This window comes from Sorangium sp. So ce362 (genome assembly GCF_051519845.1).
In the GTDB taxonomy this organism is placed as follows: domain Bacteria; phylum Myxococcota_A; class Polyangia; order Polyangiales; family Polyangiaceae; genus Sorangium.
In genome coordinates, this window is the sequence record NZ_CP150332.1 from 6,262,735 (window position 1) to 6,283,743 (window position 21,009).

Below are 21,009 nucleotides of genomic sequence, written 5' to 3' on the forward strand. Positions count from 1 at the left end.
GGCAAAGCAAGAGGGTGCCGATCGGGTGTATAGTGAACGTTCACATTACGGGTGTCAACCCCGATCGACACCCCCTGGGGCGTCTCCAGCCTCGCCCCTCCCCCGGGTCCAGCGCTGCTTTCCAGCAGGAATCCGGCGCCTGCTCCTCCCGACGCCGCGCTCCGGAGGAGCCCCCGGCCAACCTCGTCTTCCCTCGGGATCGAGGAGATCGCGTGCCGGTCGATCGCTATTGACACCTCTTATGTGATCGTTCACATGGAACCAGGTTCGATGTGAACGACACGAATTTCGGTGTTCCCAGCTTCCATGCCGGCGGTCTCGCCGGACGGGTGTAAAATGAGAATCTCTCTGCTCGTGGTACCTGCAATCACGGTCCTTCTTGCCTGCGGCTCCGACGCCGACCCGCCTCCGGACGACCAGGCCACCGCCAGCTCGACCGGCGCTGGAGGTTCGGGCGGAGGAGCCTCGACGAGCGTCAGCACGAGCGCCTCCAGCAGCGCGAGCTCCGGCGGGGCCGGCGGGGGCGGCGGAGCCGGCGGCAGCGGCGGAGCCGGCGGCAGCGGCGGCGAAGACCTGCTCGCGGCGGCCGCCAACATCGACGGATTTCGCTGGGAGATGCCGTGCGACAGGGACCCGGGCAACAGTGACGAATGTACGACGTCCAGGCGGGTCGACGAGACGCGGACGTTCGGCGGCTCGCCCGACACGATCTACCAGGTGACCGTCCGTCTCCGCGGCGTCGTCGAGCCGGAGACGTACCGGGGCGGCACGCCCGATGGCATGCACTTTCGCGTGGGCGGTACACCCGACAACCCGACGTACAACGTCTACAGCTTCTCTGTCTCAGATCCGCCCGAGGTCTACTACCTCAACGATAGCCCCAACGTGGGTCACGACGTGTTCATCATCGACCATACGAAGACCATCCCGGTTCGGGGCGGAGCCAGCGTATCCTTCCTGGGCGACGATCCAAATCGCGTCATGATCGCCAACTTCAAGCATCTGGTCGTGGACGGCGTCCCCCCTGCGCCCGAGCCTTTCGTCGGTCAATTCATACAGCTCGACGTCCAATCCGTCGAGGAGACGCAGCCCTGACCGCGCGCCGCGGCGACCTCGTTCGACGTCGCCCCCGAGCGGGAGCGCTCCTCGGCATACGCCTCCGCCCGCTCCCGCAGCTCGGTCGTGTACCTCGCCGAGCTGCCCGAGCTGCCCGATAATTGTGAGCGTTAATATTCAGGAATAACAGCGACCGGCGGTGCGGCGCGGTTCACCGTGAGCCCGAGGGGGGACAAGGCTGGCGGGGGCTCCTGCTTGACGGACTTCTCTCAGGCGAGCTCCGCTGGGCAGCACGACAAGGCGGGGTGGCCGACCGGCAGCACAGCCGCACCGCGCGGTCTTCCAGGATCACCGCTTGAGCGGGACGTCAATCACCCACGATCCAGGAAGTCCATCAGCCACTGCATCGCCGGCCGCATCCTGTCGTCCGGATGCTGGATGCCGGTGTTGTCCCGCCAGGTGGTGCCGACGATGTAACCCCACAAGGTGATGCCCTGGACCGAGGGGTGATTCCAGTACATCGTGAACTGCTCCTCCATCACCCTCTTCTGCTGGTTGTCGTCCGCGATGCCGATGTCGTACTCGGTGATGTGCACGGGCTTGCCCAGCGAGGCGAGCGCGTCGATGTAGCCCTTGACGGTGTTGGTGTTGATCTTGTACGCGTCGTGGGCCTGCGCGCCGATGACGTCGACCGGGGCGCCCGCGTCGATGACCGCCTTCGCGATCCTCATGAAGTTGTTGTGGTCGTTCTGGTACTCGATGTTGTTGTAGTCGTTGAGGATCAGGACCGCGTTCGGGCAGAACTCGCGGGCCCACTTGAAGGAGTTGACGATCCAGTCCCAGCCGCTGGCGCCGTCTCCGCCGATGCCGTTCTTGTAGGAGGGCGTGGTGTGGGGCGGCGGCTCGTTGACCACGTCGATGTACTTGGTCTTGGGGTAGCGCTCGCAGAACGACTTCATCCAATCCCGCACGGCCGCCTGCTGCTCCGACCCGGAGAGGCGCCCGACCCAGTCGGGTTGCTGGGAGCCCCACACGAAGACGTGGTGCTTGAAGAGGATGTTGTTGTCCTGCGCGTACTTGTAGATCCTGTCGAGCGCGGACCAGTCCCTGTTCCCGCGGGACTTCTCGACGGAGCCCCACTTGCCCTCGTTCTCGGGCGTGATCTGGTTCCAGTACTTCACGAAGCCGTCGCGCACGGCGCCGCGCGTCGTGATGTTGCCGACGAACTTCCCCGTGGGCTCGGAGCCGCCAGCTCCGGTGGACGCGCTGGTCGAGGCGCCCGAACCGCCGCCGCCCTCGTTCGATCCGCCGGTGCTGGCGCTGGTCGTCCCGGCCCCGGTCGTCCCGGCCCCGGTCGTCCCGGCCCCGGTCGTCCCGGCCCCGGTCGTCCCGGCCCCGGTCGTCCCGGCCCCGGTCGTCCCGGCCCCGGTCGTGCTGCCGCTGGTGACGGTGCTGCCAGCTCCCCCCGAGCCGCCCGCGCCACCTTCACCGCCGTCGCCCCCATCGGAGCATCCAAAGAGAGTCGCGACCCCGAGCGCGATCCACGTCGTGCCGCACAGCCATCGAGAAGAACGGTTCTTGTTCATGTTAATTTCCGCAAGTTGAGCGATTGAAGATGGCAATCCTTCGAGCGGCGAGCCGATAGGCAGCGGCTCGAGCTCCGAAATATCTGGATTCCCTTGTCCATCAGGCGATGATCGGGTCGACGAGCCCGCCTTCGCGGCTCTCGTCGCCGAAGTTGTCGAGCGGGCCTCCCTGCCCGTTGGTGCAGCCGACCGCGGTGCCGATCGTGTCGAGCAGCTTGTTGTTGGTGATCTTGACGTCGACGAGCTGGCCGGTCTTCAGGGAGCCCGAGGCGCGGCCGGCGAGGAGGTACGGGACCTTCCGGAGGGAATCCGTGTCCTCACGCTGCGCGTGGCGCAGCCGCGGGGACATGCTGCGCTCGGCGACCTGCCAGAGACGCTCGAAGCTCGTGAGCTCGCGCACGAAGGCGATCGCGAGAGAGCGCGCGGTCTCGAGGAAGCGACCCGACAGCCGGCGACCTGCGGTGCGCCGATCCGCCGCCGGCGGCGCGCACCGCCGAGCGAACGGTAGCGGTGCCGAGATCCATCGGAGGACGAAGATCTCGGTGCGCATGGACGACCCACCCTAAACGAAGCAAGAGGATACTGCTCCGGAGTATTGTGAACGGTCACATGATCGATGTCAAACCCAATCGACTTGCCCGCGGCCATCCTCCAGCCCGAGGGAGGACGCTGGGATGGACCCGTGACCGTGATAACTGGAACTTTCCGGCAGCGACACGCATGCGGAGAGCGCCGCCGCGTACGCCGGGCACCGGCGCCGGGGCGACGAGCGCGGAGGCTACGAACGGTCGAAGAAGTCGAAGACGTCAGGCAGCACGAGCGGAACCATTCCTGCGTGGTCCGCATCGACTTCCTTGTACGTGATCGTGTAGCCGCCAGCCATCATCCAGTCGCGCAGCTCCCGGCTGCCGGTCAGGGAAGGCGTGCCGCGGGTCCCCTCCGTCACGAAGATGGGCACGTTGCGCAGCCGGTCCCACGGATAACCCGACTCCAGGACGAAGGGTCCGGACATGGGCGCCAGAGCCTTCCAGTAGTCGGAGTATTTGGCGCCGATGTACCAGGTGCCGCCGCTCCCCATGGAGTGTCCGGTGAGGAACATCGCGCTGCGATCGATCGGGTACTCGTTCAGCACCAGCTCCAGGACGTTGATGACGTCCTTCTCGCTGAGCTCCTGATCGCGCTCGCGCTCGGGCGTACGCGCGGCCAGGAGCTTCTCCGCCTCCCCGGGTTGCCCGAATACGGCCGGCAGCCGCAGGAAGGTGCCGTACGCGCCGTGGTAGCCGAGCGGCGAGACCAGCAGCACGCCATGCTGGTCGGCCAGATTCACCATCTGCTTGTTGTTCTGATCCAGGTACGAGCTCTCGTCGTTCGAAGCGCCGTGCAAGAACATCACGAGGGGCAACTTCGACGCGCCGTCCCAGCGATTCGGGACGCAGACGCGGTAAGGAACGTCGGCGCCAGCGGCTGGAAAATTATAGGTCCTCCGCTGGTCACCTTTGGCGCGCCACTGCGGAGAGCTGGGATCGGCGACGGACTCGGCGAGCGCTCGCGCCTCGAGCACCTGAGCGCGCGGATCGAGCGTGGTGCCGAACGAGATGGTCACCGGCTCGAACTCGTCTGGACCGCCCGTCCCCGCCGAGCCCGCAGCGCCGCCTTCGCCGCCGGCCGCCGTCGTTCCGCCGCTGGGCGCTCCACCGCCCATGCCGCCGCCGCCCGCTTCACCTCCCGCGCTGGACGAGGCGCCTCCAGGAGCCCCGCCGCTGGAGCCGCCAGAGACCGCGTTCGCCGCGCTGGCGGCTCCGCCGCCACCTTGGCCGGTGGAGGTGGCGCCGCCGTCGGCGTCATCGCTTCCGCAAGCGGCGAGCGACAACGCGCAGCCGATGCAGGCCAGTGACGAAAGGAATCGATGTTTCTTCATGCTCACTCCAGCGACGTGATCAGCCCGTTCCAAGTGCGCCCCCCCGGGCCCGGCGTGGTACGAAACGAGCGATGCCCCCGCGACCTCACCCCCCTCGCGCCCGCGACGACCGGGCGAACAGAGTCGGCGCAAAGGCTCGATCCCGAGCCCAGGACGAAGGGCACGGTGCGCAGTGCGGCCCATCCAAGGCAAGGTAGCAGGACGCCTCGAGAGCGGACTGTGAACGTGCACATTTCGGGCGTCAAACAAATTTGACCGGCCCGCGGCCACCCTCGATCCCGATTGCTCTGGTCGGTTTCGAGCCAGTCGGGCAGCCCAGTGATGTTCCACACCGTCCGGGGCCCAGATCGAGGAGATGGCGCGTCGTGTCGAAACTGAAGCTGCCCGGCCCACCGTCAGCGAGCGGCGTCGGTCACGACCCCTGCAGCACGGAGTTCGAGCGGTAAGATTGGAATCCACATCGACCATGATCGCGCCCGCCTGGATTGACGCGCCGCTTCGTCGGACGAGCCACGCCAGCCCCGTCCTCCCTCGGGCTCGAGATACCTGCGATCCCGCCGACAAAAGTTGACATGGATGATGTGAACGATCACAATGCGCCCGCTCGCCGCGCTCGCGGCGAGCGGAGATCTAGGGGGGTAACGATGGCCATCTCAGGGCCGGATCACCCGGCCATCATGCACACCGAGGGCGCACCTCGCGGGACGCTGCCGGTGAAAGCGAAATCGCGTCAGGGTATTCAAATGACCAACAAACCTACTATCCTTCGAGCCACATTGTTTGCGGCGCTGGCCGGCTCTTGCGCTCTCCCGGCTTGCAGTGGTGACGGCGCGAGCTCCTCGGACAACAACCCTCTCCCCGGAACCGGCGGGGCCGCCGCCTCAGGCAGCGGCAGCAGCACCACGACGGGCGACGGCGGCGCGTCCGCGAGTGGAGCGGGCGGCGCGGGCGGTGAGGGCGGTGCGGGCGGTGCGGGCGCAACGAGCGGAAGCGGTGGTTCGCCAGGAACCGGTGGCTCGGGCGGATCGATGGGAGGCAAGGTCGCCCCGAAGCCGAGCACGGGTTGCAACAAGGCCAATCCGCAGACGGGCAGCGCGCAGAGCCCGCTCACCGTATCGGGTCACCAGTACTACGTGAAGCTGCCGACCAACTACGACGCCAGCAAGCCGTATCCGGCGATGATCATGTTCAACCCGACGGGCAACCCGATCAGCTGGGCGGAGCAGAACGCGGGCTTCGAGGCGACCGGCCCCAAGGAGGCCTGGATCCGCGTCTACCCTCACCCGGCCAACTCCGGCTCGGGCTGGGGCGCGAACGATGTCTCTTTCTTTGAGCCGTTCTACGATCAGATCACGGACAACTTCTGCATCGACGAGGCTCGCGTGTTCGCGGCGGGCGAGAGCTCGGGCGGCGACTTCTCGAGTATCCTTGGCTGCGAGCACGCGGACAAGCTACGCGCGGTGGGTCCGTGCGCCACAAAGAACGTACCCCAGTATCCGCTCAACGCCAGCACCCGAGCGTGTACCGGGCAGGTCACGGCGGTCGTCATCCACGGAGAGCGCGACTCGGTGGTCGGAACGGACAACGGCCCGAAGACGCGCGACTTCTATACCGGGCTGAACCACTGCCAGGCCAGCACGACGCCAGTCGAAGGGTACACGGACAAGCTCTCGAACTGCGTCATGGTTCAGGGCTGTGACGAGGACTATCCGGTCTATTGGTGCCAGCACGGAGACCCGAACTACAGCAACACCAATCACGGATGGCCGGCGTTCGCGCCCAAGTTCCTCTGGAGCCTGTTCTCCACCTACTGAGAATCATGATCGGCCCGGCGGCGCTCGGCTCATCGTGCCTGCAAGGACCAGCCGGGGGAGCGTGGCGGACGACCCGCGATCGCCCGAGCCATCGACGAGCAACAGCTAGCGAGGTGCTTTTCCTATGAGTAGGTCTTTATTTGGACTGAGCGTTCTTTTCACCGTGGGCGTGGCGGCGGGGCTGACCGCCTGCTCATCGGAGCCGGATCCCCTCGACCCCGGCGCTGGTGGATCTTCTGACGCGTCCACGAGCGCCGGTTCCACCTCGGGTCCGGGAGCGACGTCAGGCGGAGGAGCCGGTGGGAGCGCGGCCACGAGCACGACCGCGAGCACGACCGCGAGCACGGGTAGCCCCAGCGGCACCGGCGGCGACTCGGCCGGCGCCGGCGGCTCGGGGGGCGCTGGCGACGGCGGCTCGGGGGGCGCTGGCGCCGGCGGCTCGGGGGGCGCTGGCGACAGCGGCTCGATGGGCTGCGGCGAAGCCGTGACGCGCCCCGACCCTCGCCAGCAGCAGACGCTGACGGTCGGTGGGGTGACGCGCTACTACCTGATTCACGTGCCGGAGAACTACGACCCGAGCAAGCCGCTGCCGCTGGTCTTCGGTATCCACGGCCTGAACATGAACAACGTGTGGGCCGCGCACGACAACAGCGGATTCCAGCTCATCCAGGAGACCAACAACCAGGCGCTGCTCATCTACCCGCAGGGCTTGCCGGCGGATGGGCAATCCAGGCCTCCGAGCACCCAATCGCAGTGGGGGACCGCAGACTCCAACTGGGGCGGTCCGCCGCCCAACGCCAATCAGGCGCGCATGACGGCCGACCTGGCGTTCTTCGATGCCATGCTCGAGCATGCCAAGGCGAACTACTGCGTGGATACGAAGCGCGTCTTCGCGGTCGGGTTCAGCCAAGGTGGTTTCATGACGAACACGCTCGGCTGCCAGCGCTCTTCCGTGTTCCGCGGTCTCGCTCCGGTCGCCGGATGGGGCCCCCAGGGATCCCAGCCCACGTGCAGCGACGCCAGCGCCGCACACGCGGTGATTCAAACGCAAGGCGACACCGACGGGACCGTGACCCCCGCGCTGGGACAAGCCACCCGCGACTTCTGGCGCGGCCGGAACGGCTGCCAGGCGACAACGATGCCGTCGGCTTCCGGCGATGGGTGCGTCGAGTATCAAGGCTGCAAGGAGGGCCTGCCGCTCGTGTACTGCACGCACCCCGGTGGTCACTCCGTACCGTCCGGCGCGGGCGGGCGAGCCTGGCGCTTCTTCCAGTCGCTCAAGTGAGCCCCGCAGGCCGTGGAGTGAACGCGGCCTCCCGCAGGCGTGAATGATGTCCCGTCCGGGATGTCGTTGAAGCCGACGACGCTGATGTCCCGCGGCGCCTCGCGCCCGCTCCTCCTGACGCCGTGCTCCAAAGGAGCCATGACGCCGTGCTCCAAAGGAGCCGTGCCAGCCCGCGGGTATCCTCCCCCGGGCTGGGAGGATACCCGCGGGCTGGTCGATTCGAATTGACACTGGACTTGTTAGCGCTCACATTGAGTCCGACCGGTTTCCTTTGTCTTCGCCCTGGATGGTCGTTGCGCGCGCCGAGACGTTCGTCATACGATCGAGCTCTGCACCATGCCATGCGCGCGGCGAACGGCGGATCGGCGCGACCGCAGGTCGCCCGCTGTCGCGCCCCCCCCGAGACCGTGCACGCTCTCGCGATTTCCCTCCGGCGCGAGCTCACGAGTTCCGGTGGTGCTCGAACTATCCAGCGTTGATCTGTCGCGAGCCAAACGTTGCAGGTCAAACCAATGCCGCGCTTGATTTTGAGATAAACAAGACAGTTTTAGAACGATGGTTGCATTGCAGCTACGCTAAAATGGCTGCTTTGTGACCCGAGCTTGGTCAGGAGACAATGATGACCTCACCGTCTTTTTCGATGACCGGCTTGCCGCGCGGCAGGCGGGCGCTCGGCGCGGGGCTCTGCGTCACGGCGCTCCTGCTCGCGGGGTGCACGGGCTCCGTGGGCGATCTGGAGGAGGGCGACGGCGCCGAGCCGGGCGGCAGCGGCCCCGTCACCGGCGGCGTGGCGCGCGGCATCGACATGCCGGGCGCGCCGCAGTACCACCGGCTCGTGCGCCTCACGAACTCGCAGTGGGCGAGCAGCGTGCAGGTGGTGCTGAACCTCGCCGCTCCTTCTTCGCTGTCCGACGGGTTCGAGAAGCCCGTCGCCGGCACGACGGATTTCACGAACAACGAGCTCCTGCTGAGCGTGAACCAGCGCTCGTGGAGCGACTACCAATCGGCGGCGGAGGCGCTCGCCGAGGAGGTCACCGCTTCGGATGCGGCGCTCGCCAAGGTTTACCCGGGTACGGACGCGGCCGGCTTCATCGAGGCCGTGGGGCGCCGTGCGTATCGCCGTCCGCTGAAGGACGCCGAGGTCGCCAAGTACACAGCGCTCTTCGAGACCGGCACGGCGATGTCCGGAACGAAGAGCGCGTTCGCCAAGGGCGCGCAGCTCGTGATCCGGACGCTGCTCCAGTCGCCGCACTTCCTCTACCGCACGGAGCTCGGCGAGAGTCGCAAGCCGCTCGACGGTTACGAGATCGCGGCGAAGCTCTCGCTCTGGCTGCGCAACGCCGCGCCGAACGACGAGCTGCTCGACAAGGCGTCCACGCTCACGACGCCGGAGGCGGTCGTCGCGGTCGCCGAGTCCATGCTGGAGGAGCCCACGGCGGTCAAGGGCATGCGGTACTTCCATGGCGAGCTGCTCCACTTCGATCGCTACGCCACGATCAGCAAGCTCGGCGTGCCGAGCTACAACGAATCGTTGAACGCCGAGTACGAGGAGAGCGCGTACCGGTTCTTCGAAAAGATCTTCACCGAGGGTCTCGGTGTCAAGGACATCCTCACGTCCACCAAGGGCTTCGTGGGGCCGGGGATGGCGCGCCTCTACGGCCTGGGGTCGAGCGGCGGCGGCGTCGTGGAGCGAGATCTCGGTCCCGATCGCGTCGGTTTCTTCTCGCAGCTCCCTTACCTGACGCTGAACGCTCTGAACGATGAGTCGGACTCGATCCACCGCGGCGTCAGCATCAACCTCGACGTGCTGTGCACGCCGCTCGGTTCGCCGGCCCCCAACATTCCGCCGGTCCCGCCTCTCGAGCCCGGGCAGACGAACCGTGAACGCATCACGCGGCTCACCTCCGCCTGCGGTGGCGCGTGCCACAACCAGCTCATCAATCCTGTCGGCTTCGCCTTCGAGCACTTCGACGGCATGGGGCAATATCGGGACGAGGAGAACGGCGGCTTGCCGGTCGACAGCAGCGGCGTCTACTCCTTCTCCGAAGGACCCAGGTCGTTCGCGGACGCCGGCGAGCTGATGCATTACATGGCGGAGGGCGAGCAGGCTCACCTCTGCTACGCCAAGAAGCTCGCGAGCTTCGCGCTTCAGCGCGACGTCGTCCCGTCGGACTTGCCGCTCGTCGAGATGCTCGCCGGGGTGAGCCGCGGCGCCGGCGGCTCGGTGAAAGAGATGATGCTCGAGCTCGTGAAGAACGAAGCATTCCGGACTCGCATGGGAGGCACGCTGTGAACCCCAAGACCGTAACGAACCTCACTCATCCGCACGTGGCGCGCCGGCCCGGTATCAATCGGCGCGCGTTCCTGCGCGCCGGCGGCGTCGCCATCGCCCTTCCGTTCCTCGAGGGGTTGCCGTCGCGCTCCGCCTGGGCCGCGGACAGCGCGCCCGTGTTCAGCCTCTACATCGTGGCGGCGTGCGGCGTGGTGGGTAACCGGTTCTTCCCGGAGAAGACTGGCCCGCTCACGACCGACGGGCTCGCCGCCATGACGGACAAGGCGACGCACGTGCTCGCGCCTCACGCCGCGAACCTGCTGTTCATCCGCGGTATCAACTTCCCGATGGGGGGCCCGAGCAACTGCGGCCACGCGCAGGGCCTCTGTCAGGCGCTCACCGCGCGCCCGGCGCAGGGCGGCGGCAAAACCGCATCCTCGGGCGGCGTGTCCGCGGACATGGTGATCGCCAACCTGGTGAACGACGGCGGTGCCGAGCCGCTCACGCTCTACGCCGGCAACCGCAAGAACGGGTACATCGCCGAGCGCATCTCTTTCAAGGGCGGTGGCGCCGGGCAGGTGCGCTCGGCGGACGACAACCCGTACACGCTCTACTCCAAGCTCGTCGGCCTCTCGAACAGCGGCGGTGATAGCGGCGGGTCGCTCGCGGAGGAGCTCATCCGCAGCCGCAAGAGCGTGAACGACTTCGTGGGCGAGGAGCTGAACAGCCTGATGCGCATGTCGGCGCTGAGCTCCGCCGACAAGCAGCGCCTCCAACAGCATTTCGACTCCATCCGCGACACCGAGGTCACGATGGGCGAGATGGGCGGGGCCTGCACCCAGGCGGGCCTCGCGACGTCGGAGCTCGAGGCGCTCAAGAGCGGCTTCGCGTTCAAGACGAACGGCATGATCGAAGACGTCGCGAAGCTCCACCTCGAGCTCGTGGCGCTGGCATTCGCCTGCAACTTCAACCGCGTGGCGACGCTGCAGCACGGCGACGGCACGGATCAAACCAAATATGCGGTGCCGGCGAACGCGGGGCTCGGCTGGCCCTTCCACCACATCAGCCATCGTGTGCAATCGGACGCGGCTTCGGGCAGCAACCCGACGGCCGAGCAAGCACACGCCGAGATCGACGTGCTCCGTATGCAGACGCTGCTCCACGGCCTCGATCAGTTCAAGGCGCGCGGCCTGTTCGACAAGTCCATCATCATGTGGACGAACCACGTAGCGGACGGCCCGTCGCACAGCTTCCGCAACGTGCCGACGATCATCGCCGGAAACGGCGGCGGCTACCTGAAGCAGGCGGAGTTCATCGACGCCGGAAACGTCACGAACAACCGCCTCTTCAACGGCCTCATCGCCGCCGCCGTTCGGGACAAGACCGAGTGGACGGAGAACTTCGGTGAGGGTCAGGGCTCCGGGCCCATCGACGGCATGCTCGCCTGAGCGGCATCGCCGGGCGGTGAGCCTCGCTGGCGTTGGCGCCAGAATTGCAGACGATCACATTGGCTTCGAAAGAGCCCCGTGAGCGGACGAAGGGCACGGCGTGAGCGCGGCCGGTGGCGCGGGGGCGCGACCGGCGCCTCCGGCGAGCGCGTATTCTGGCGCGTTACGGCCGCGCGTTACGGCCTGAGCCGGCCGCACTATATTTTCAGGTTCCGGATACGCCATCTCGCAATGCGGGTATCCCGTACACCACCTCGGAACGGGTGGCCGGGTCACCGGAATCGGTGGCCGGATGCCGTCGGAACGGGTGGCCGGGTCACGTTGGAACGGGTGGCCGGGTCACGTTGGAACGGGTGGCCGGATCGCGCGGGAATACGCACATCAAACACGGGCTCGGCCCATTTTCCGCCGCTGCTCCCGCCGGCGTTCGGATCACCCGCGCTGGCACCGCCCGAGATCTCTCCGCCTATCACAGGTCTTCAGCGCGCGCCACTCGGCGAGATCCGCGGCCGCCGGCGGGGCGGCGGTGAAGCGCGCCGGCGGGGCGTACCCGCCTGCGTCCGTGGTCCAGTACGGAAGCCCCGAGATCGACATCCCCAGCCCGGCGGCGTTCTGCTTGCGCATAGCCGTCCAAGTGGAGGTGATGTCCCCCGACCAGACGATCGCACCATAGCGCTGCTGCCCCGCGAAGGCGCTGCGGGTGAGGATCAGCGGGCGCCGGCCGGGGCCTCCGCGCGCTGCCCCCCGTAGATCCCCCTGGCTGTGCATCAGCGGATACGCGTTCAGCACCGCCGCGCCCCGCCCGAGCGCCGTCGGGTCCATGCGGCTCTGGACGCTCGCGAGGTGGGTGGCCGGGTAGGCGCGAAATCTACGCGCAAAGCCGGTGGTCCTTGAGACAGCCGGCTCTTGGCGGCGCGGCCACCATGGCACGACCTGACCGCCGCAGCGGTCGTCTACAAGGCCTTGAAGAACGACCACACGTCTTCCGGGACCCAGGTACAAGGGCACGTGTCCGAGCAGGTCTTGGCAGGCGTCGCGCACGAGTTCCATAGGTCCCCGGTCCCATCCACGACGGCGTTGCCGTGACCCGACGGTGCACGCACCAACGGAGGGGATGCCCGCTCGAGCATCCGGCGTAGTCAGTGCAGATATGCCCCCCCGGGGTTCAAATAGGGGGGAGACTGAGGCGGCTGGGGCGGGTTCTGGGGGGTGCAGCCGTTGTTCTGGACGAACCTGTCGCGCATCGGCCTTGCTCGGTCGAGAGTGCATGTGTTGTCAGCAAGGCCGGCCATCTGCCAGTATGCGATGGGATCGTTGCCGCCTTCGCAGCCGCTGAGCACGGCTCCGTTGTAGATCGCGACCCCACGGAAGACATTCGCGCGGGCACACGCGATTGCGTAGCTCATGCCGCCGCCGTAGCTGAAACCATTGGCGAAGGTGTGCGTCGTGTCGACGCAGAAATTCTCCTCGATCAGTTTGACCATGTCGTCGACGAATGGCAGGTTGTTTCCGCCCCATCCGCCGTTGAGCCCGTCGGGCGCGACGAAGATCGCGCCGTTGTTCGACAGTTTTTGGAGTCCGAAATGGGCCATGTTGTACCCATTCGTTCCGCCGCTGTCGACTTCCTTGGAGTTGCCGCCATTCCAGTGAAACCCGAACACCAACCAGTAGGGCTTGTTCTTGTCGTAGTTGTCGGGAAGCCTCATGGCGAAGCCCCGATTCTGGCCGCCGCTCTGGATCCTGACATAGCCGCCCTCGCCGAAGCCGTTCGGCGGCTCGTTCGGGACCGGCTCGAACCTAATCGCCGAAGTCTTGCCGCACCCCGGGCTCGGCACCGCGCCAGAGCTGCCGTCATCCGGCCTTGTACCGCCGGAACCACCGCTCGTCGAACCACCGCTCGTCGAACCACCGCTCGTCGAACCACCGCTCGTGGAATCACCGCTCGTCGAACCACCGCTCGACCCGGAGCCGCCAACCGAGCTGCCGGAGCTGGCGGATGCGCCACCGCTGCCCGAGCTGTCTCCATCGCCGGAGCTCTGGCTACATGCGGCCGCCATCAAGGCGATGGTACGCGGGAATTCGCGCCGGTGCTCGATTGCGCCATGCGCGGGCAAGGCCTCGATTGTTGTGCATCATGTCTGCAATCCTCCGGGGAGCTCGGCCAGGTTGTTCGTGCCAACGCGTCGATTCGCTCGGAGAAGCCCGGCCCCCACGGGGATGCAACGTGCATGGTCCCTCGGCGGGCAAGTCCCGCAGTTGGGGTTTGACGTCTCCGAAGCCTATGGATTTCCTGCTCCCCGCAGACGGCGCCTGTCCACTGCAAGTCGACAGCGCTATCTGCGCAGCTCCTCGATGGCCGCGGCGAGCTCCGCGGGTGGCAGAGCGTCGGCGGCGCGCCAGGGCGGCATGCGCAGCGGCGAGGTCGCGGGCTCCTGCAAGCGAGCGATGGCCCGGTCCTTCATTCCTCGCGACATGCCGTCCAGGTCCTTCACGTTGAACGCGGCGCGGCTCAGCGCCGCGTTCCCGCGACCGTCGTGGCAGCGCGAGCAGAGCTGCGTGAGCACGGTGCGCCCGCTCGCCCCCGGCGGCGGCACCAGGCCGACCTTCACCTTCGCGTCTGCGGAGAAGATGTCGCGCAAATCGAGCAGGGATTGTCGCGGGGCTGCGCCCGTCACCACGTCGAGGTAGGATGTGGTCCGCGCCGCGCGGAGCGCAGGATCCGTCACGTCCGCGAGCGGGTAAGGCACCGGGATCGAATCACCCGCCAGCGACACGGCGAACTGCTTCTCCCAGGTCGGGCTCGACGAGCTGGCCTTGACCTCGGCCTCGATGCGCGGGTCGAACGCGTTCGGCTGCGACGCCTGGCCCTCGGCGACGAGCAACGCCTCGAGCTGCGCGCCGCTGCCCTCGTCGATGGCATTCTGGATGGTCGCGATGGGGATACCGCCGTACTGCGCGTCGAGCGCGTGGGCTTCCAGGAACTGCGGCGTGAGCACCCGATCGGACTCCGTGCGCTGCACGAAGCGCTGCGGGAACCAGTGCAGCCAGGGGTTCTCCAGCTCCTGCATGCGCAAGATCTTCTTCGTGCCGTGGCCGTCGGGCTGGTGGCACGAGCGACAGTCGAACGACGTATTTTCGACGTCTTCCTCGCTGTAAACGCTGAACGCGGTCCAGCCGTGCTCGATCTCTTCGGTGAGCAGGCTCGCGAGATCGCAGCCAGCGTCGTAGTCACACTGCCGTTCGAACGTGAACAGGTAGAAGTTGTAATCACCGCTCGAGAGGTCGCGGCTCACGACCTCGACGAAGGGCTCACCGCGAACGAAGCCGATCGCGGTCATTTCAGCCGGCCTCTCGCGCATCTCGGTCACACGCGGAAAGACGATGAGGCGCGGGTTGATGGCGGAGACGGACCTCTTCACGAGCGAGGTGGAGTTACCGGTGAGAGCGAAGGCGCGATCTTCGTCGAGCTTCGCGACCCTGAGCAAGCTGGCGAAGTCGGTGATGTTCGGTCGCGGCGTGGCGCACACCGCCTGGAAGAAGCTGTCGCCGCGCGGCGTGGCGCAGAGCGCGCGGTGCTGCACCTCGCGGCTGGGTAGGCCCGACAGCTCCGGATCGGGAGCGCTCACGGGCGGCAGCGTGTCCCAATCGGTCACCGCCTGGTCCGTGGCAGCGACCTCGCCGATCTCGCCGACGCACGCCGCCAGCAGCAGCGAAACCAGGCACAGGCTCGGCAGGCGCCTCACGCCGGCCTCCTACGGCGGGCGCCGAACGTCATCGACCCGGCCACCAGCGCGAAGGCCAGCAGCGGCGCGTGACGGTCGCCAGGCCCGCCCGTCACGCTGCAGCCGACGCGCTCGCTCGGCTCCTCCCCCGCGCCGTCACCCTCGCTCGGATCCGAGTCGACGGCGCCGTCCAGCTGCTGCACGTAGGCGATGAGCTGCCCGAGCTCGGCTTCGCTCAGCGCGCTGGTGAAGGCGTGGCGATCTTCGGGATTGGCCGTGACGAGGACGTCGCGCAGCGTCGGCGCGGAGCCGTCGTGCAAGTACGGCGCCGTCTCCCACACGCCGTTCAACGTCGGCGTGTCGATGCCGAACAGCGGCTCACCGGCGCGCATCCCGGAGGACGCCTTCACGGTGCCGACGTCGTGCAGCTTGCCACGCGCGCTGTCGGTCCCGTCGGGACCCGTGTGGCAGAAGCCACAACCCAGGCGCTCGAAGATGGCGCGACCCGCGACGCCGTCTTCGGTGAGCGAGCCGTCGGCGTTGCGAAAGGGGCTCGGGCGGTACGTGTCGAGCGAGCCGAGGAATGCCGCCAGCGCATCGAGCTCGGGGCTCAGGCCGGCCTTCTTGTCGCCACGCGGCGTGGCGACGGTTCCCACGGCGAGCTGCTCGGCGCTGAGGAAACCCTTGCCGCCGAACAGGTCGCGGATGTTGTCGTCAGCGTCCTGGATCTCGTCGAAGCTGCCGCTCCAGTTGACGTTGCCGTGGCCCGTGCCGCGCCGTCCGACCAGCGAGACGGTGTTGCGAAGCCCCTCCCCCACGCTGCCGAAGTCCCAGACTCGCCCGTCGTCCGCGCCGTCGAAGTGACACGACGCGCAGCTGATGTAGCCCTGATCGCTCATGCGCACGTCCGCCGAGTTGAAGAACAGCTGCTTTCCGCGCAAAACCTGCGCGTCCAGCCTCTCCGCAGCGACGGTCGGAATGTCGGCCAGCTTCTTGGTGATGAGGTCGTGCGAGCTGACGACGTCGGCGACGTCGTAGACCGCCACCGTACGGCTGAGCGATGCGTGCACGAACAGCTTGTCGGTCTCGGTCAGAGCCAGGCCGCGCGGAGCAAAGCCCGTCTCTTTCAGCGCGGTCACGAACTCGCCCGTGTAGGCGTCGCGAACCTCCACCAGGGCCGAGCCGGCCACGCTGGCGAACGCATAGTCGCCGAGCGGCGTGAACACGACCTGGTTGGGCAGGTTGCGATCGTCCAGATCGATGCGCCGCGCGACGTCTTCGACCCCCTCCGCGAGGTTCAGCAGCGCCACGAGAGGCCGCACCGTGTTGTCGTCGGTGAGCGCGAGCTGATCGCGAGATGGACCGCGAAAGATGTTGTCCTTCTTGCCCAGCACCCACGCGAACAAGCCGTCGGGCGAGAGCCCCACCGAGAACAGGTAGTTCGGCAGGCCACGCCCTTGTTGATCCGTGTCCTCCGTCGTGGTGTCCGCCGCGAGCTCGAAGCGCGTGCTCACCTGGAAGGTCGCCGCGTCGATGCGCGCGACCTCGCCGTGACTGTCCTCGGAGATGAAGCGCGTGACGTAGATCTGCGAGCCGTCGTGCGACACCGAGACACCTCGCGGCGTACCGCCCAGCACCAGCTCGGCCACGACGGCGCCGCTCGCCACGTCCAGCTTCAGCAGCTTGCCGACCGCCATCAGCGACACGTACGCGGCATCCCCCGTCGGGCTGATCGCAAGGCCCATCGGCTGCGAGGCGTACGGCAGCATGACCTCGCTCTCCACCGCCAGCGACGCGGTGTCGATGATGGAGAGAGAGCGCGCGTCGCGGTGCAGCACCCACAGTTTGCCTTGCGCCGTGAGCGCGAGCCCGACCGGGCCGCGCGCCACCGGCACCTCCGCGAGCTGGGTCAACGCGTTCGTGTCGAGCACGCTCACGCTGTCGTTCTCGTAGTTGGCCGTGTAGATCCTCGCGTTCGGCTGGTCGTAGACGAGATCGGTCGAGACCGCCGCGCTGCCCGTGACGAGCGGCCGGTGCACCGTGTGCACGAACGCGACGCTGGTGAACCCGACATCGTCTTTGACCGTCGCCAGCACCGGGTAGTGGCCGGGAGCGGCGTAGGTGTGAACCTGCTGCACGTCCCCGACCGTGAACTCGGTCCGCGTCTCGTCCCCCATGTCCCAGCGCACCTGCACGGGGCCGACCGCGTCGCCGATCGTCAGGTCGAACGTGGCGGCCTCGCCGCGGAGCGAGGGCGCGCGCTCGGCGACGGTGGCCGTGACGGCGCGCGCCTCGGCCGTCCAGGCCCCCACCCCACAGATGCCTGCGAGCAGGCCGAGGAGCTTCGGCAGCGAGCGCACGGCTCAGGGACCCGTCGTGAACGTCGACTTGAACTCGGCCGCGATGCCGTTGCCGACGAGATCCTTCATGCCGTCCTTCGGCAGGACGACCTCGTAGATGGTGTTCGGCATCAGGTCCTCATCGGGGTCGAAGTTCACGATGCCCATGTACAGGCCGAACTTGCCCTTCACCGGCGCGCCGCCCACCGGTCGGACGATGAAGCTGCCTGGGTGAACCGTGGCGAGCTCGATGTTGTCGGTGAGGCTGAGGCCGACGCGCGACTTCCTGGACGCACCCGTCGCCCCGCTCTTCGGCAGCACCGTGTCCACCGCCGGGGGCGTGGTGTCCGGATCCGTGGAGTGCGCGGCGATGACCATGCCGCGGTAGGGCAGCTCGTCGTCAGCCAACACCAGCAGGCTGCCGACCGGGATCGAGAACTGGTCGTCGCCGTTCTCGAACTCGAGCCGGCCCCAGATGCGATTCTTGATCGACATCCGTTGGACGTCGTGCACGTCGATCTTGGAGACGCCGGCATCTGGCCGCAGGTGACCCAGGAACAGGTGGCCGTCGGAGAAGCTCACGTACTCGGATCCGGCGGGGTAGCCCTTGGCCCTGAACGCCGAGTCGGGGAGCGTGGCGAGGGGTGAATTGGCCGAGCCGATGTCGGTGGGATCGGTCAGCACGTCCCACACGCGCAGCGGCGACTGCACGTAGACGTGCTTGCCGTACAGGCCACAGATGTAGCTCTTGCTCGGGGTGATGAAGTCGAGCGCGACCGGGTTCATCGGATCGCTGATGTCCATCGTCGCGATGCCGCCGTTGTCCTTGGGCGTCGTGATGACGAGCGTATTGCCGACGGCCCACAGCGGACCGGCGCTCACACCGCCGAACTGCGAGATCGGAATCTTCTTCACGAACCGCACGTTCTCGGGATCCGCTGCGTCCAGGATGTGCAGGCCCGTGTTGGTGCCGCCGATGTAGATGACGCTGCCCTGCCAGTACATGCCCCACACGGAGTCGGTGAAGTCTCCATAGTTGATGCCCTCGAGCCGGACGAGCGTCACGTGACGAGGCGCGTGGGCGTCAGTGACGTCCCAGATGTCGACGCCGGCGCCCGCGGTGGTGACCTGGTAGAACTTGTTGCCGTACCGGGCGAGCGAGGTCTGGTGCGACTCCGCCTCGCCGACGCCCTTGGGCCCTCCCCTGGGATCGAAGCCAGGGCTCTGAATGCGCGAGAGCATCTTCGGATGGGTCGGATCGGCGATGTCGTAGAAGACGATCTCGGCGTTGCCGGCGCCTTGAACGTAGCCGTTGACGACGATCGGCTGGTTCTGGTGGTGGTCCTTCTCGAGCGTCGGCGACACAAGGCCGTCTCGCCAGTTTTGACGCGGCAAGTTGACCTTGTTCGCCGGCATTGGCATGTTCGGGATCTTGCCTTCCGGGGCGGTGATCATGTTCGGGTCAACTTCGCCCGAACCGCCGCCGCCGGCCGTGGCGTCTCCGCCCGAGCCGCTCGTGGAGCTGCTGCTCGTGGAGCTGCTGCTCGTGGAGTTGCTGCTCGTGGCTCCCGTCACCGGCATCGGCGCTGCGCCGCCACTGCCCGTCACCACGGTCGTGGAGTCGCCAGAGCTGCCGCCGTCATTTCCTTCCGGCGTTGGGCCGAGGTCGCCGCCGGAACACGCCGCGAGCAGGGCAGCGAGCGAAGAAAAGCCGAGCCAACGCATCCCTAACCTCTTCTGTAGTGTGTGGGCCATGACAGATGGTCAACCAGCGGGAACCTGGAGCCGACGGTATCCACCGTGTTCCTGCGGACGCGCAGACGCGCGTCGTGCCCCCGTCCTGACTAATGTGAACGTTCACATTTGGAATGTCAAGTCCGGCCCGACCGGCTGCACGCGTTTTGACACGATCCGGTCCGGCGGCTCGATTACAGGCCCAGCCCGGTGCTGGGGACGCTCGCACTGGGCCATCGCCACCGCGGCGGCGGCAGGCGCGCGCTCGCGGTGCGCCTGGTCAGATTTCTAGTGAGACCTCGACTTGCAGAACCGTTACACTATGGGCGACGCGCTTTTGGATCAGCGCGCGGAGGAGCGAGCATGAGTCGCGACAGGGGCGAGCGGACATCCGGACCGTGCGGGCGCGCGGACGCGGACGGGGCGTCCGGAGGGGACCACGACTCGGAAGCAGGGAGCACGGCGGGCGGGCATCGCCAGCTCGACGGGATCCCCGCGCCGGGTGGGATCTCCATGCACATCGACGACGACATTGACTACAAGGCAGAGTGCGGGGCGCTGCGCGCGCGCGTCGAGGAGCTGGAGAATGAGCTGGCCAGTCGGCGCGGCGAGCTCGGGCGCGAGAGAGGGTTGGTCAGCGCGGCGGCGTACCTCGACCCTCCGTTCGCGCGGGGCGCCACCCAGGTGCCGGCGCTGATCCACTGGCGCCTGGATGGCACCGTGACGCGCTGGAACGACGCCGCCGGGTGCCTCTTCGGCTGGAGCGAGGGCGAGGCCGTGGGCCGCCGGCTCTCCGAGCTCGTGGCCGCGGATCCGGTGTCGCCCGAGGAGGTGCAGGCGTTCGACCACGATCCTGGCGAGAGCCTCTTCGCGACGATCACGAGCGCGGGCAGGACGAGAGAGGGAAACGCGATCACCTGCCGATGGACCTACGCCGTGCTGCGCGATGAGCGGGGCGACGTCCGAGAGATCGCGGCCATCGTGGATGAAGGCGATGATCCGCGGCGGAGAGAGCGCCTGCTGCACGAACGCCATCAGATGCTCCTGCAGCTCATGGACAACTCGCCGAACGTCATGTTCATCAAGGACGCGGAGGGGCGCTACGTGTTCCTCAACCGCCATTATACGCGGGCTCTCGGCCGGCACGCCATCGAGTTCCTCGGCAAGGACGAGCATGAGCTCGGCGCCACGCCGCCCGGCGTCGCCGACCGGATCGTGGCGAAGGAACGGGAGGTGCTCGCGACCGGCCGGGCGATGCGGTACGAGGAGGTCCTGGACTACGGCAGCCAGAACAATTATTTCTTCACGGTCAAATTCCCGATTCGCAACGAGCGCGGCGAGACGGTCGGCGTCGGCGGCGTCGTGCGAGAGGACACCGACCTGAGGCGCGCGGAGGCGGAGCGGGCCGCGCTGCAGGAGCAGATCATCGCCGCGCAGCAGGAGGCGCTCCGGGAGCTGTCGACGCCGCTCATCCCGCTCGCCGACGGCGTCCTGGCCATGCCGCTCGTCGGGACGATGGACGGCGCGCGCGCGGCGCAGATCATGGAGACGCTGCTCGCCGGGATCAGCAGCCAGCGCGCCCACACCGCGATCCTGGACATCACCGGCGTGCGCGCTGTCGACGCGCTCGTCGCCGATGCGCTGACGCGGACGGCACGCGCCGCCCAGATGCTCGGCGCGCGCGTGGTGCTCACGGGCATCGGCCCCGAGGTGGCGAGGGCCCTGACCGAGCTCGGCGCGGACCTCACCGGCATCATCACGCTGGGCACCTTGCAGAGCGGCATCGCCCACGCGCTCCGGCCCACGGAGCGTCCGCGCGTTGCCCGGTGAAGCGC

The 21,009-nt window shown here is 67.6% G+C and carries 14 protein-coding genes; 6 read left to right on the plus strand and 8 right to left on the minus strand.

All coding sequences use genetic code 11. The features are described from left to right. Positions 1-354 precede the first annotated feature (354 nt). A complete protein-coding gene (locus WMF17_RS23895; RefSeq protein ID WP_437595384.1) occupies positions 355-1,095 on the plus strand; it encodes a hypothetical protein in 741 nt (246 codons plus the stop codon). A gap of 332 nt (positions 1,096-1,427) precedes the next feature. Here the strand turns inward: WMF17_RS23895 and WMF17_RS23900 are convergent, their stop codons facing one another. The 3 genes from WMF17_RS23900 to WMF17_RS23910 all read right to left on the minus strand — a co-directional run bounded on the left by WMF17_RS23900 (position 1,428) and on the right by WMF17_RS23910 (position 4,560). Beyond that, entirely contained in the window at positions 1,428-2,642 is a 1,215-nt protein-coding gene (locus WMF17_RS23900) for an endo-1,4-beta-xylanase (protein ID WP_437595385.1), read from the minus strand. Between the two features lie 100 nt (positions 2,643-2,742). Continuing rightward, positions 2,743-3,192: a hypothetical protein gene (locus WMF17_RS23905; RefSeq protein ID WP_437595386.1), complete on the minus strand. Its 450-nt coding sequence runs from the start codon at positions 3,190-3,192 to the stop codon at positions 2,743-2,745. Between the two features lie 228 nt (positions 3,193-3,420). Next, complete coding sequence (locus WMF17_RS23910; RefSeq protein ID WP_437595387.1) at positions 3,421-4,560, minus strand: hypothetical protein; 1,140 nt, start codon at positions 4,558-4,560, stop codon at positions 3,421-3,423. A 1,028-nt stretch (positions 4,561-5,588) separates the two neighbouring features. On the opposite strand from WMF17_RS23910, the gene WMF17_RS23915 reads away from it, so the two are divergent. The 4 genes from WMF17_RS23915 (at position 5,589) to WMF17_RS23930 (ending at position 11,379) form a co-directional block, all read left to right on the plus strand. Beyond that, a complete protein-coding gene (locus tag WMF17_RS23915) occupies positions 5,589-6,374 on the plus strand; it encodes an alpha/beta hydrolase family esterase (protein ID WP_437595388.1) in 786 nt (261 codons plus the stop codon). A gap of 124 nt (positions 6,375-6,498) precedes the next feature. Next, positions 6,499-7,659 carry an alpha/beta hydrolase family esterase gene (locus WMF17_RS23920; protein WP_437595390.1) on the plus strand — a complete coding sequence of 387 codons (1,161 nt, stop codon included), beginning with the start codon at positions 6,499-6,501 and terminating at the stop codon, positions 7,657-7,659. A 640-nt stretch (positions 7,660-8,299) separates the two neighbouring features. After that, a complete protein-coding gene (locus WMF17_RS23925) occupies positions 8,300-9,952 on the plus strand; it encodes a DUF1592 domain-containing protein (RefSeq protein WP_437595391.1) in 1,653 nt (550 codons plus the stop codon). Then, positions 9,949-11,379 carry a DUF1552 domain-containing protein gene (locus WMF17_RS23930; protein WP_437643411.1) on the plus strand — a complete coding sequence of 477 codons (1,431 nt, stop codon included), beginning with the start codon at positions 9,949-9,951 and terminating at the stop codon, positions 11,377-11,379. Before WMF17_RS23925 ends, WMF17_RS23930 begins: the two co-directional genes overlap by 4 nt. A 432-nt stretch (positions 11,380-11,811) precedes the next feature. On the opposite strand, the gene WMF17_RS23935 is transcribed toward WMF17_RS23930, so the two are convergent. From WMF17_RS23935 to WMF17_RS23955, 5 genes are all read right to left on the minus strand, one after another. Then, complete coding sequence (locus tag WMF17_RS23935; RefSeq protein WP_437643413.1) at positions 11,812-12,201, minus strand: TIM-barrel domain-containing protein; 390 nt, start codon at positions 12,199-12,201, stop codon at positions 11,812-11,814. Positions 12,202-12,518: 317 nt separating this feature from the next. Next, a complete protein-coding gene (locus WMF17_RS23940; protein WP_437643415.1) occupies positions 12,519-13,493 on the minus strand; it encodes an alpha/beta hydrolase family esterase in 975 nt (324 codons plus the stop codon). 219 nt (positions 13,494-13,712) lie between these two features. Then, the gene (locus WMF17_RS23945) at positions 13,713-15,122 is read right to left on the minus strand and encodes a hypothetical protein (RefSeq protein ID WP_437643417.1); all 1,410 of its coding nucleotides are present in this window, start codon (positions 15,120-15,122) and stop codon (positions 13,713-13,715) included. Then, positions 15,119-17,461 carry a PKD domain-containing protein gene (locus WMF17_RS23950; RefSeq protein ID WP_437643418.1) on the minus strand — a complete coding sequence of 781 codons (2,343 nt, stop codon included), beginning with the start codon at positions 17,459-17,461 and terminating at the stop codon, positions 15,119-15,121. The genes WMF17_RS23945 and WMF17_RS23950 overlap by 4 nt, the downstream gene beginning before the upstream one ends. Positions 17,462-17,464: 3 nt before the next feature. Beyond that, positions 17,465-19,195, minus strand: a complete 1,731-nt coding sequence (locus tag WMF17_RS23955) for an Ig-like domain-containing protein (RefSeq protein ID WP_437643420.1) — start codon at positions 19,193-19,195, stop codon at positions 17,465-17,467. A 342-nt stretch (positions 19,196-19,537) separates the two neighbouring features. Between WMF17_RS23955 and WMF17_RS23960 the strand changes: the two genes are divergently transcribed. After that, positions 19,538-21,004, plus strand: a complete 1,467-nt coding sequence (locus tag WMF17_RS23960; RefSeq protein WP_437643422.1) for a PAS domain-containing protein — start codon at positions 19,538-19,540, stop codon at positions 21,002-21,004. The last annotated feature ends 5 nt before the right edge of the window (positions 21,005-21,009 follow it).